At 54.6% G+C, this 12,839-nt stretch carries 11 protein-coding genes and 1 tRNA gene; 4 read left to right on the top strand and 8 right to left on the bottom strand.

The window, feature by feature from the left end:
- Positions 1-24 precede the first annotated feature (24 nt).
- A complete protein-coding gene (locus tag AC0QKW_RS12680) occupies positions 25-1,338 on the bottom strand; it encodes an efflux RND transporter periplasmic adaptor subunit (protein ID WP_473151437.1) in 1,314 nt (437 codons plus the stop codon).
- 284 nt (positions 1,339-1,622) lie between these two features.
- Here AC0QKW_RS12680 and AC0QKW_RS12675 point away from each other — a divergent pair, with 284 nt between their 5' ends.
- On the top strand, positions 1,623-2,156 hold the full coding sequence (locus tag AC0QKW_RS12675) for a PadR family transcriptional regulator (protein WP_473151436.1): 534 nt from the start codon (positions 1,623-1,625) through the stop codon (positions 2,154-2,156).
- A 106-nt stretch (positions 2,157-2,262) separates the two neighbouring features.
- Here AC0QKW_RS12675 and AC0QKW_RS12670 read toward each other — a convergent pair whose 3' ends face one another.
- Both AC0QKW_RS12670 and AC0QKW_RS12665 read right to left on the bottom strand, forming a co-directional pair.
- Positions 2,263-3,267 carry a protochlorophyllide reductase gene (locus tag AC0QKW_RS12670; protein ID WP_473151435.1) on the bottom strand — a complete coding sequence of 335 codons (1,005 nt, stop codon included), beginning with the start codon at positions 3,265-3,267 and terminating at the stop codon, positions 2,263-2,265.
- Between the two features lie 158 nt (positions 3,268-3,425).
- Positions 3,426-4,889 carry a phosphoglucomutase/phosphomannomutase family protein gene (locus AC0QKW_RS12665; protein WP_473151434.1) on the bottom strand — a complete coding sequence of 488 codons (1,464 nt, stop codon included), beginning with the start codon at positions 4,887-4,889 and terminating at the stop codon, positions 3,426-3,428.
- Between the two features lie 363 nt (positions 4,890-5,252).
- Between AC0QKW_RS12665 and AC0QKW_RS12660 the strand changes: the two genes are divergently transcribed.
- A tRNA-Pro gene (locus AC0QKW_RS12660) sits at positions 5,253-5,326 on the top strand.
- 992 nt (positions 5,327-6,318) lie between these two features.
- Here AC0QKW_RS12660 and cas12k read toward each other — a convergent pair.
- Positions 6,319-8,175, bottom strand: a complete 1,857-nt coding sequence (gene cas12k / locus AC0QKW_RS12655; RefSeq protein ID WP_473151433.1) for a type V CRISPR-associated protein Cas12k — start codon at positions 8,173-8,175, stop codon at positions 6,319-6,321.
- A gap of 67 nt (positions 8,176-8,242) precedes the next feature.
- Between cas12k and AC0QKW_RS12650 the strand changes: the two genes are divergently transcribed.
- Complete coding sequence (locus AC0QKW_RS12650; RefSeq protein ID WP_473151432.1) at positions 8,243-8,884, top strand: MerR family transcriptional regulator; 642 nt, start codon at positions 8,243-8,245, stop codon at positions 8,882-8,884.
- 312 nt (positions 8,885-9,196) lie between these two features.
- Here AC0QKW_RS12650 and AC0QKW_RS12645 read toward each other — a convergent pair whose 3' ends face one another.
- Positions 9,197-10,093 carry a tyrosine-type recombinase/integrase gene (locus tag AC0QKW_RS12645; protein WP_473151431.1) on the bottom strand — a complete coding sequence of 299 codons (897 nt, stop codon included), beginning with the start codon at positions 10,091-10,093 and terminating at the stop codon, positions 9,197-9,199.
- A gap of 66 nt (positions 10,094-10,159) precedes the next feature.
- On the opposite strand from AC0QKW_RS12645, the gene AC0QKW_RS12640 reads away from it, so the two are divergent.
- On the top strand, positions 10,160-10,624 hold the full coding sequence (locus tag AC0QKW_RS12640; RefSeq protein WP_473151430.1) for a helix-turn-helix domain-containing protein: 465 nt from the start codon (positions 10,160-10,162) through the stop codon (positions 10,622-10,624).
- Between the two features lie 56 nt (positions 10,625-10,680).
- Here AC0QKW_RS12640 and AC0QKW_RS12635 read toward each other — a convergent pair whose 3' ends face one another.
- The 3 genes from AC0QKW_RS12635 to AC0QKW_RS12625 all read right to left on the bottom strand — a co-directional run bounded on the left by AC0QKW_RS12635 (position 10,681) and on the right by AC0QKW_RS12625 (position 12,824).
- Entirely contained in the window at positions 10,681-11,151 is a 471-nt protein-coding gene (locus tag AC0QKW_RS12635) for a DUF4113 domain-containing protein (RefSeq protein ID WP_473151429.1), read from the bottom strand.
- A gap of 667 nt (positions 11,152-11,818) precedes the next feature.
- Complete coding sequence (locus AC0QKW_RS12630) at positions 11,819-12,481, bottom strand: hypothetical protein (protein ID WP_473151428.1); 663 nt, start codon at positions 12,479-12,481, stop codon at positions 11,819-11,821.
- A 106-nt stretch (positions 12,482-12,587) separates the two neighbouring features.
- A complete protein-coding gene (locus AC0QKW_RS12625; protein WP_473151427.1) occupies positions 12,588-12,824 on the bottom strand; it encodes a hypothetical protein in 237 nt (78 codons plus the stop codon).
- Positions 12,825-12,839: the final 15 nt, after the last annotated feature.

The raw sequence follows: 12,839 nt of genomic DNA, 5'->3' as shown, positions 1-12,839 counted from the left end.
CTGGCGGATCTGACGCCTGCGCTCTTAGTCGGGCAGGCTGACGGTTTGGCCGGGGACAACGCGGTGGGTGCCGCTGGTGATGACGCGATCGCCCGTTTCGACCAGCCCCTGCACCAGCACCCGAGTCCCAAGGGAATCGCTGCGCGCTGTGCCCTCGGTGTGCAGGATTTCGACCGGCTGGCGGGTCACCGTGGCTTCAGTACTCTCACCGTCTGCCACATACACCGCCCACAGCCCCGGGTCTCCCTGCACCAGTGCCGTGGAAGGCAGCCAAAACCCGCTGGTGGGCTGGGTGTTGGTGAGCAATAGTCGCGCTGTCTGGCCCAGGGTGAGATCCTCCGCAGTATCTAGAGTCAGCACCGCCGTCACCGTGCGGCTGGTAGACTCTAGCTCGGGCAGCAGTGCCGTCAGGGTGGCGGAGAGCGATCGCCCCCCCACTTCCACCACTTGGGCACTGCCCAGGGAGAGATCGGCGGCCACCTCTGCTGGAATGCCAATGCGAGCCTCAGTGGCGCTGCCCTCGGTGAGCTGCACCACGGGTTGACCGCCGCTGACGACGACCCCCTCATCCACCAGGCGATCGCTGATACGTCCGCCAAAGGGAGCGGTAATGACCGCCTTAGACCGATCCACCTCGATCGCCTGAAGGCTGGCGTCGAGCTGGCGTACCCGAGCCGCTTGGGCGGCAATCTGCTCTGGTCGGGTGCCGGCCAACAGTTCATCTAGCTCGCTCTGGGCCTGGGCCAGTCGTTTTTCTAGCGCCCCGGTGCCAAAGGTTTGCTGGTCTAGCTCTTCGCGGGAGATCGCCCCCCGGTCGTAGAGGTCGGTGCGGCGATCGCGCTGGGCCGTCGCCAGGGCCAACTGCTGCTCCAGATCTCCCACAGCGGCCTGGGCGGCGGCAATAGACTGCTGGCGAGGGCCATTTTGTAACTCGCTGAGGGCGGCCACGGATTGATCGCGCTGGGCTACTAATTGCTGGCGCTGGCTTTCTAGACTGCGCGTGTCGAGGCGGGCTAGAGGCTGACCGGGGGAAACGCGATCGCCCGATCGCACCAGCACCGCCACCACCATGCCCCCCTGCTCAAACCCCAGGGCGCTGTGGCGCTGGGCCACCAGTTCCCCCACGTACTGGCGCTCCACGGTGTAGGCATCTACCGGCGTCAGCGACACCACCTCCACCGGCAGCGGCGCAGCGGCGATGGTCACCTCCGAAGACTGGCTTCCCTGGCGCAGCCCCACCCCCATCGCCAGGGGCACCGTCACCAGGGGCACCAGCCACCAGCGTCGCAGTCGCAGTCGCCAGCGGCGATTTTTCTTAGCGGCCTGACTCGAATCCACGGGCCGAGTTTGGGTAGACACAAAATTTGCAGAAGCAGGCGCGTCGGTCATAGCGACCCCTTGAGCGAAAAGAACAAGACAAAATCCAAATCGAATACCCCACCGGGAGGGGCAAACCGCGATTGATAGGTAGAACCCATCAAAGGCATCAAGGGATAGATTCAAGAGAACCTTATACAACCAATCTGTATTCAACAAGTAGATATTCAAAATGTTGAGTACATAGCCCAAAGGGTATACTCAAATAGTTGAGTATGTCAACAACGTTCCTAATTCGTCTTCCTATGGCCCTGTCCCACACAATTTTGGCGGTTTTGTCTCAGCAGCCCTACAGTGGTTACGACATCAGCAAGCGCTTTGAAGAGAGCGTCAGCTGCTATTGGCAGGCCAGCCAGCAGCAGATCTACCGCGAGCTGGGCAAAATCGAAGGCCAGGGCTGGGTCACCTACGAAACCGTGCCCCAGGCGGGTAAACCCGATAAAAAGATCTACAGCATTACTGAGGCAGGCACCGCCGAACTCCGCCGCTGGTACGGCGAACCCAGCGAACCCACCCCCATCCGCGAAGATCTACTGGTGCGGGTGCTGGCGGCCCCTTACGTGCCCGACGGGCTGCTAATGGACGAACTCCACCGCCGCCGTCAGCTCCACAGTGAGCGGCTGGCCAACTATCAGGCGATGGCAGATCAGTACAAATCTGTGGCCGCCCCACCCGCCATCGAGCAGTTTCGCTACCTTACCCTGCGCCGGGGCATGCGCTACGAACAAGACTGGATCGAGTGGATCGACGAAGTGCTGGATTTTTTGAAAGCAGCATAATACCGAATCTGGCCTGCAAAACTGCGCACAAAACAGCCCCCCGTCTGCATGGGCGATCGCCTATGCAGACGGGGGGCTAGATCAAGGTCAGAAGATTCTACGCTCCCTAAACCGAACCCGCTGTTGCCGGTACACTGCGAGCGGTTTCATCATCAAGCCCTACCAGGCGGGCGCTGAGATCCCAAAGCTTGCGGGCCTTGGCGTCGTCCTGGGCTTCGTTCGACACTTCCTGAGCAAAGGAGCGGCGACCGGGCTTTTGGCGGTTGCCCCAGCTCCAGTACATGCCCGACTCTTTGAGTTCAGCGTCGGTGACCACATCGGCCACCCGCTCACCCGCCAGTTTTTGGGTGACGTAGCCACCGGTTACATTCTTTTGGAACCAGGGGAAGATGGTTTGAAACGCCTTAAAGTGGTTGCGAAACAGGGGTGTATCGGCCACGCAGCCGGGGTACAGCGAGCTAAAGGTGATGCCGGTCTCGTCGTGGTAGCGGCGGTGCAGCTCACGCATGGTGAGCACGTTGCACAGCTTGCTGTCTTTGTAGGCCTTGCCCGACTTAAATTTTTTGCCGTTGATCATCGAGATCGGGGCTTTGAACCCGGCCTCAAAGCCCTCCAGGTTGCCGAGATCGGGCGGGGCCGGAATGGGGATCTTGCCGCCCAGCTCTTTGGGGTTGGCGGTGACGGTGCCGAGGATGATTAGGCGCTTGTCGGCGGCGGGGGAAGCCTTAAGGTCATCCAGCAGCATGTTGGCCAGCAAAAAGTGGCCCAGGTGGTTGGTGGCGACGCTGATTTCGTAGCCGTCTTCGCTGTACATCGGCTCTTTGAGCAGCGGATAGTAAACGGCGGCGTTGCACACCAGCGATTCTAAACTGCGACCTGTGGCCCGAAAGTCGCTGACAAACTGGCGCACGCTGGCCAGAGAGCCCAGATCGAGGTGGATAATGCTGTAGCGATCGCCCGGCATGCCAATCTCTTGGGCCACCTGCTTGGTTTTATCGATGTTGCGGCAGGCCATCACCACATGCCAGCCGCGATCGGCCAAAGCCTTGGCGGCGTTTAGCCCCACTCCAGAAGAGGCTCCGGTCACAATGACTGTTTTCTGCTGTTCCATAGCTGTCTTTAACGCTGAAAAATCGCTTCTAGCATTCCAGTGTTAAGGATTACGAGGACAGTGATGCAGAGTCTTAACGTTTTTTGAGGAGTTGTTACAGGGAGTGATGGAGTGGGGGGCGGGGAGTAGGGACGATGGCCTCTTACCCCCTGCCCGCTTCAGGTAAACGAACTCGCCCAATCCTTCGCCCAGTGCAGATGCTTGTGCACCTCATCGATGGTCTTGGCTTCGCTGTAGAGGCGCAGCACCGGCTCGGTGCCGCTAAAGCGGATCAGCAGCCAGCTGTCGTCGTCGAGGGTGAGTTTGTAGCCGTCGATGTCGAGAATGTGGGTGACGGCTTTGCCTGCAACTTCGGTGGGTGGGGCGGTGGCGAGGGCGTCGAGCAGCTTGGCCTGTACTTCCATGCTGGCCAGGGGCAGGTCGATGCGATCGTATTCGGAGAAGTAGCCGGTTTTTTCTTGCAGGCTGCGGTAGTAGTCGCTGAGGTCTAGCCCTGAGGCCACCACCGCTTCTAATACATAGAGGGCCGACATCAGGGCGTCGCGCTCGGGAATGTGGTGGCCGTAGCCGATGCCGCCCGACTCTTCGCCACCCAGCAGCACTTTGGCATCCTGCATGCGATCGGCGATGTATTTGTAGCCGACGGGGGTTTGGTACAGCTCTAGGCCGTTGATCTGGGCTACGGCGGGGATCAGGTTGGAGCCGCTGATGGTTTTGACGATTTCGCCGCTGTAGCCCCGGCGCGACTTGAGGTGGTCGATCAGAATGGGAATCAGAATTTGGGAGCTGAGGAAGTTGCCCTGGCCATCGACGGCGGCGATGCGATCGCTGTCGCCATCAAACACCAGCCCCACTTTCACACCCTGCTGCATTGGATACTCTTTGACGGTCTCCAGCATTTCGCCCAGGTACTTGGGCAGAGGCTCGGGCGGGTTGCCGCCAAACAGCGGGTCGGCCTCGCTGTGCAGCTCATGAATGCTACCTTCGCCCAGGAGCCGAGGCAGGCCGCCACTGGCAGAGCCATACATAACATCGGCAAACACCGTTAGCTTGCCGCTAGAGATGGCGGTCTGAATAGCCGCAACATCGACCTGAGCTTGGAGGGCCTCGCAGTAGTCGGGCCAGGGGTCAAAGGTTTCGACCTGGCCAGGTTTGCCCAGAGGTGCCGGGGGGGTGGGTAGCAGCGCCTCGACCTGCTTGGTCACCTCAGGGGAGACCGAACCGCCAAAGGCTCCTTTAATCTTGAGCCCTGAATAGGAGGGGGGGTTGTGGCTGGCGGTAATGACGATCGCCCCCAACAAATTCTGATGCTTGGCAGCGTAGCTAAAGGCTGGGGTAGGAGCGTAGTCTTGGGAGAGCAGCACGTCGAAGCCCTGGGCGGCGATCGCCTCGGCGGCGGTGCGAGCAAACTCGGCGGCTAGAAAGCGGCGATCGTAGCCCACTGCGATCGTGCGGCTGCCAGTTTCGGCCCCAAAGCAGTGGTGCAGCACGTGGGCAGACACCGCCGCCACCTGGGCCACCCGCTCAAAGGTGAAGTCGGCGGCGATAATGCCGCGCCAGCCATCGGTGCCAAATTTGATCGGCTTCGGCGTAGCTGGAATGGGGCCTGAAGGTGCTGCCATAGCAGATTTCCAAATGTCGGGGGATAAAGAGCAGATTTTCTCTGAGTTTACTCGCTTAATTCGGCGGTGACACGGCCAGGGCGGCGGCACTACGCACAATTTACTCAACCGGCTGGTTTTGCCGAAAAGTCTGAAAAGATTGGCAAATTCTCCTGACGCGATCGCGGATTGGGCGCAAATGCTAGTTGCGTTGTGGGAGATTGCGGCTACTTTGGGGGGGCGAGGGTCGGTTGGGGGAGGTGGCGTGGGGGATGTTGGGGCTGAGTTGTGGGATGTCGTAGGTTTTAGACGCTGCGAATCGCTGCTGCTAACCTAAATTTTGCCAACGGTGGGGGGCTGTCGTGTTACCCTAGTTGAGTAAAACGGGATGTAGCGCAGCTTGGTAGCGCACTTCGTTCGGGACGAAGGGGCCGTGGGTTCGAATCCCGCCATCCCGATTCTTCTAAAACCTACTGCGGAAGCGCCTTGTAGCCGACGCATCTGTACGTTCCGGAATTATCTGACATCGTTCTGGAATTGGTGTCGCCGTTCCGGAATTACTGTCGTTTACCCGCACATCGTCTAGTCGAGATGGCGGGATTCGTTTCAATCCATGCTTCTCAATGATAGTTCACTCGAAACATCACAAGTCTATGGTGGTTGTCAGTCTATGATGTTCTCTCGTTTGGACGAGGATCCAGTGATGCAAGATGAATTTTAAGCCTCACGGGCTGTAGAATCCCAGTGCGACAAGATCTGGCTAGCCCGAAGTTGTAAACACAATTGTTTCAATCCTCACGGGCTGTAGAAGCCCAGTGCGACCAGAAAGCTGGCCAGCCAGGGAGTGTAAACACAATTGTTTCAATCCTCACGGGCTGTAGAATCCCAGTGCGACAGCACCCAATCAAAACCCTTGGTTCGCGGGCTATGTAGCCTCTTTGATCGCGAACCTTCCTTTCTACAGCCTGTTTAATTCGCCAAAACACACCGTGTAACACTTGACTGCCAACGGGTAAGGCTTTCAGGCTGCGCGAACCTACCAGGAAAAAGTCCTGTGCTTGGAGTTCGCGAAGGCTAAGATATCGATATGGGTGCATGGATTACTCCTTGATCGGAGTTGTTTTGGCAGCCAACACTACAGTAAGTCCGTCCTCTCTTGCTGGGTGCGCCCCTCATCCTGTTGCACAGTGCCCGATTCCAGACGTTCATTAACAACAGCAGCATCGGAGTGGTCAGCTACCAGGGCCAGAAAGTAAAACTGTGGTCTCACAGTCAAACAAGCCCTTATTTTTCACAGTGCAGAGGCTTTCGCATGTTCTGCGGCGCTTTTGGTACAAGTATCCTACTCTACGAATGAGTTCTTGTATAGTAGGGCTTGATAGGGTTTTCGCTAGGAATTTCAGGACGGCGACACTAACTTAGCTAGCACATCAGGCCATGGATGCTGGGGCTAAGTAGAAAGTGCTAGACGCTTTTCATAAGCTAGCAGGCCAAGGTCTTTGGCTTTTTCTTGGGGCGAACCAGAACATCCTTGCCGAGCCGTTTCGACGGTGATCCGGCACTGTCCAGCCTTAGAGGCTATGGCGTCTTGCAGACGACCGTAGCTCCACTGGTGAACTTGAGCGCGGTAGGCTTTGGCGTACTGCTTTTGGCCATCTACAAAATCGGGTACCTTGTCTGCCGCTCGTTGTTTGACCTCTGCTTCAACAATTTCGCGAATGTGGGCAAGGTCTGGTACGACAATGCTGCCCGCCTGATGGACTTGGGCAAGTTCAACGATTGCCTTAGCTAGCAGCCGATCAACATGCTTACCCAGGTCAGACTCTGGGGACATGCGCTTGCCGCCTTTGCGACGCTGCCGGTGCCCCTGGTGGGCTATTTTTACCCGTTCAGATCGGGCACGCTGTAGGAGCGGGTAGTGCTCGCCCAGCAACTGTTTGACGGATCGGTAGGCCAGCACCTCTTTGTTTAGGGCATTGACGACAGCAACGGTGGCGGGCTTCTCTAACCCCATGCTGATCCCAACCAGAATGTCTGATCTAGGTTGGTAAAGGGGACAGCTGGGACGAGGGTAAGGGGTTTGTAGCCGCTCAATGGTAGACTCTAGCCGCCGCACGTAACCCTGTTGGGTTGTGGATAGCGATCCTTTAGTCTGCATGGATGACAGCTTAGTGGCAGTGCTAGCGGCTTTTTCTGCCGTCACAAGTTGGGTGCCTTCTTGAGTCCACAGGGCAGTGTCTACGGTGCAAGACAGGTTGAGGTGGTAGCGGTTCCATGGCTCAGACTCATCTTGATGCTTTTTGGACGGAATCCAAGACAGCCGAGCTGATCGCAGGGTAAACAAGCCCGCTGAATGGCGATCTCCTCCTGCGCTTTTAGTTTCTTGATCTACCAGAAACCGCTCGAACCAGTGCAGGTGGGGCTTGTCGCAGTACACCTTAAACCGATGCTGACTTGTGCCCTGGCCCTGAAAGCTGACCAGCAAATGGCCTTGCTCATCTCGCGACCAGATAAGAGTTTCAGCGGTTTCGTATATGATTGGGAAGGGAAAGGTAGCGGGTTCTCTGGTGAGGGATTGATGCCAGGTGCCGTAGCTCTCATCATCTAGAGGAGGCGTGTGAATACTCTGGATGAGTGCTTCCGTCTGGATATGGTCAGTCAAATCGCGTCCTTTCGGAAGGCTGGCCTGAAGCTGAGTTTCTAGCCTCTGAATAGAAATTTCGGCTTTGCGGTAGCGCTTGGCCAGTGCGTCTAGGTTTTCGATTGCAGGGTCGAGCTTGGCACCGCGCTTGAGCAAATAGGCCAAGGCATTTTGACGAAGTGCTTTTTTGGCCTGCCCATACTCCTTAAACAGGTGCTTGAAGAGGTTGGTCGCTTCGACAGTTTTAAGGATGCGGATTGCCGTGCCCTGCAATTTTTCAAGGCTGCATCCGGCTTGTTCAGCCAGGGTAGAGTCGGGTTGTAGAATGCCGAGCCAGCGGCGTTTGCCTTCTAGCCGCCACTGCTTACGCCGTTGCAGATTGAGCCAGCTTTTGAAAATGTAAGTGACTTGCTTTTGCGCTGAGATGTAGAACCAGACAGGCTGGTTACTAAATCTAGGATCAGTTTTTAGTCCATTAACCAGTTTTATAGCGACTTCATTGGGCAACTTGCCTCGCTGCTGCCACCTTACAAAATCAGGATATTCTGGCACTCGGTTAAGAACTTCATTGACCAAGGGGGTATTACGTTCGGCCATTAACGTCCAAATGGCTTGCCGAGCCTCAGCTGAAGCGATCAAGCGGCACCGGACAGTTTTATATGTCATAGCTCTATAAAAACATCATGTTATTATAGAGTAACTTCAGTTTTTGTCTTTCCGATAGGATGGGTCTATGGATTCATCTTCGATAGACCAACGATTCTTTACCAGTGCCGAGGCAGCCCAGATAACGGGATGCACTGCTCGGCAGCTTCAGTATTGGCGGCAAAAAGAAGTAGTGGTGCCCACCATCAACGCCACTGGCACCGGACGCACGGTGTACTACTCTCTGTCAGAGCTTCTGCAACTGACCACGATGGAGTACCTGATGTCCTTGGGTTTGACTTATGAGGTCTGCCGTCAATACCTAGCGGTTCTTAAAGCGTCAGATCCAGATGTTTTCAAGAATCCTGAGCAGTACAGCGTCACCAAGCGTTTCATGCTTTTGCAGAGAGAAGCCCAAGGGAGCCTGGAACTCTGCCCCTTCTCAGAGCAAGAGGCTGTTGATGCGGTTTCTAGTGGACGGGCAGTGATTCCCGTTTGGCCTGAGATTCTGCTTAAGCGGCTTGAGGACAGGCTGCTGGTATTTGGGATCAAGGTCTCTTTGCTAAAACCTGATGTGCAGCCAAATCCCACCCAGGAAAAGCTAGCCACGTCACGGCCTCACAGATATGCCGACGCTGCGGTAGGCGAAGAGCATCCACTCCTTGAAGGAAAAGCTTTGATGATTGAGCCAGGCAATCCTACAGGGGTAGAGGACGACAACCAGGAGTAGCCAGCCTCAAAGGTTGGAGCATTCTCAAATTTTCTATACGAAGGCGGCGCTAGCTACTTCCATTCACCCAACGCCAGAGGGTTAGTTTTACTCAAAGAGCTGAATGTAGCTTTTGAGCAAGACGTTGAATATCCAGTGGGCGCTTATTTTTAGCTCAGATTGGATCCATCTACTGTGGTTTTTGGATAGTGCTCCTTTTTGGTCTCACTTTCTTGATGCAGAGTATAGTGCATACTCTGCATCAGTAGGAACATATAAAGCTAAACGCTATACAACTGCATATATTTGCCAATGCTTTTAGTGGATCGATGATTAGCTTTCAGCCAACGCAGTAAGCGCCGCTTGAGCGACTGTTTCGGCTCGCTGCGATGTCACCTTTTGGTAGCGCAAGGTTGTCTGAATGTTCTGGTGCCCCATGAGCGCTCTTAATTCCTCGATGCCCATCAGCCCTACTCGCTCAGTGGCAAAGGTATGGCGCAGGTCATGCATCCGAATGCCCTCTAGCTCTGGCCTTTGGGCAATTAAATCCGTCCAATCCTGGTGAGCTGTGCGATAGCTCATCCGGCTCACTTTCTGTGTGAAGGGCTGCTGGGCGGTAAATAAGGCTGAACAACCCGAGTGTCGCTGGTATTTGAGATAGCGCTCCAGAACCCGAGCCGCGTCTTCGCTGTAGAAGCACCACCGCCTCTTGTTGCCTTTGCCGACTACCTGAAACTTTCGCTGATCGAGGTTCATGATGTTCAGATCAAGGGCTAGTATCTCAGCGATCCTGGCCCCGGTTCGATGCAGCAGATGCACCAGCGCATTCATCCGCAAGTTTGAAGCCACCGCTTGATACAAGACATTGAGCTGCTCTGGTGTCAGGTAGCGGATCACGTCATCTGTACCATGCTCACCTTTCTCCCGGTCAGGCTTCCGCCGCTTCAGGCGAGCGATGGGGTTGGCTTTGATGTAGCCTTGCTCGACCGCGAAGTTAAAAAGCGCCTGGATAGTGGCCTGGTGTCGTTGGTGGGTGGTGTAAGCCAGGTTAGGCAACTCGCTGAGATAGTCCTGCAACGTTTGTCGGGTCATGATCTCAATCGGCATCTGCCCATACTCCTGCAAGAGGGGCATCAAGGCGGACTCATAGGAGCGCTGGGTACTCTTTTCTAGTCCTGGACGTTGTAAGAATTCTACCGAAACGCTAGCTAGAGTAATGATCGTTTTCATCTCAGGTAATCACCTTCGCTTTGAGAGTAAGATAGCGTTTAAATTAATCTTTTTATCTATACTTTAATGCACCCTTTGGATGAAAACTTGACTCCAACCCCTGGAGAAACCCTTGCAGCCTATGTGCAGCGGGGGCGGATGAGCCTGGGTATGAGCCAAAAAGAGTTGGCGGAGAAGGCCGGGATCCATCCTCAAAGTGTAGGCAAGATTGAGCGTGGTCAAACCACACGGCTCAAGCAGAAGCCTAAGAGCGGTCTGGCCCATGCCCTGGGTATTTCAGTGGAGTATCTGGATGCGGTCTGCCAGGGAAGGACTATGGAGGAAATCGCAACTCTCAAGTTCTGCCCCCAGTGCTGGGTGCCCGGAACGCCTCCCGATCCTATGTGGACGACTCCACGCTCAAAGCACTGCTTCGCCTGTGGGAGCCAGTTGCAAGATCGCTGCTCAGGGTGCCAAGAACCTATCGCCTCTCTCAAGTTCCGGTTCTGTCCCTACTGTGGGAAGTCGTATAAGGGCGGTGGCAGTGAGTGAGCTTCGACTAACTCAACGTGCTCTAAACCGATTGTTAGACACTGCGGATTTACTCGCTAGTTAGCTGAGACCAACTCATCCCAGCGAGTTGTGTACCGCTGAGTCAATCTGTCGGCTCTCACCCTCCAGCCCTGTTGCAGCCTCTCAGCCGCCCATCGAACAGTCCCGGATCCAAACTGCCGGTTGAGGGAATCAATCACTTCCATCAGCTCCCAAGATCGCTCTTGCTCGGTCTGGTCTCCGAAGATGCTCCCTTGGACAATCCCTTCAGGGCTTAAGTCCATCAGCATGACTCCGGCTTTGTGGAAGCTATACCCTGGCTGATAAAGCTCCTCTGTAGCCCCCAGCGCCGCCCTAACTAAGGTTGGTGTGTCGTTAGCGGGGAAGGGCAGTATCAACGTCTGAGAGTTGGCATAGTATGGCTCCCTGGGCCGGAAGCGACTGGTGGTGATAAAAACCGTCATCGTCTTCGCTACCTGACCATCACGCCTTAACTTCGCCGCCCAAAGCCCCCTGAAACACAGCAACTCTTACGAGGCTGTGGACACATCATTATCTGCTGCTGGCGGGGGGAAGCCAGCAGCAATAGTGACGATAAATAATTCAAAGATGTCCTTCAGCGCAACTGCGGTAGATAGCACCTGGGAATTGAAAGCCGCGTGTGCTGAGGGTTTGAACCTCTCTCGGAACTCGTTAGAGCAGTATAGTGCAAGTGAACTGTAGAAGAAGGAAGATTTAGTGTTCACAGAACAAAACCCCCACTGGCCAGCAGGTGCCGTAGGGGTTGGATATTAGGGTGCATCTACAATTCAGGACTCCTGCCTGTTGCCTACCTGTGGTGTCCTCGCAGGCGAGGGCGGTGACAGGGGGTAAGTGAATGGAATTTAACATCTGCCCCTGACTAGTACAGGGGCTTTGTTTTGCCTACCCTCGCTTTTAATCGAGGGTAGGCGACCCAGCTAGTTGCGCGACCAGGCAACTACGCAACCCACAAACCTTCAGCTGGTTAAGGCCATTAAGCACTCGGCTTAATAGATAGTCACCTCAGCTACCTCTCAACAATGTCATTCTGCCTATTCAAAGTTGAAGTTTCAGGAAGCAGGTTAGTTGTAGGGGTCTAACGTTTCTGGCCAGCGGTTGTCGAGGTCTTTTTACCACAGCAGGCAAACTAGGAAATCCAATGCTTCAGGGTTGTTATCTGCACTTATGCGGGGTTACGGGCAAAAAATCGCGAACCGAGGATATCAATAACGATACTTGCTTATCATCATATGCGCTGTAATTTCCGTGCGCTGCATCATTGCGCAGCCCTAGCCAAGCAGTCACATTCTTTAAATCGATCTTTGAATATACACCAGTCTTCGTGAGGTCAGCATTCAGAGTATCGGCCTTACGTGGTTTGCCAGCATGATCAATTGGCACAGAATACTTGGCACAAAGTTTTCGCAAGTGAGCCTCCAATGTGCTTCCGGCTATCACGGCAGCAGCGTCCTTATACCCGTTTGCAACTAGATGATCGGCCATTTCTAAGAAGTCGGCGAACACATCAGCGTGAATGATCTCTTCAAGCGACTTGAGATAGCCATTTTGAATGTCATGTAGCAGTGAACGTGCAATCCCAACGATTGACGACAGATAGTCGTAGCCATGCGATGAGGTTGATCTTGCTTCGTGAACCTGGCGGGAATAGACCGAGTCTACACCGCTAGCTCGTTCAATTGCAGCGAGGCAGAGGGTTTGTAGTTCGTTGCGCAGAGCCGAGGGCATGTCGGAACCGTCGTCGTACTTCAACATCTTCATTGCGTCTTCGTACCGCTGGATTGCTGATTCGAGTTGTTGCTGAAATGGGTTCGACATTTTTGTCATATGCTACGACTTGTGCGGATAACGTTCGCAATCACCGGACGCAGGCAATTTTCACAATCAACTTGACATACTGAGTCGTTACGGTGCATTGCGGCTGCTAGGCATTTATTTGTTCACACCCTATAGCAATTTCTATTATTTTATCTATTGTCTGTTGCTTTTCTTCAATCTGCCGATCTATTTCTTTTTGTTCATTAAGTTGAATCTTTATGGCTTTAACTATCTCGATTTGCTCTTCAAGTTCTGGAATTGGTAGCCTGAAATTCAAAAGTTCAGTTGATGATACTTTTACCATTGTTTGATTTTTTCCTTTTGCAACATACTTAAAATACAACCTGCCTATGAAAGA

Source organism: Pseudanabaena sp. PCC 9330 (assembly GCF_055795045.1).
Note: the sequence above shows the minus strand (reverse complement) of the source record. Positions and strands in the feature narration are given on the sequence as shown.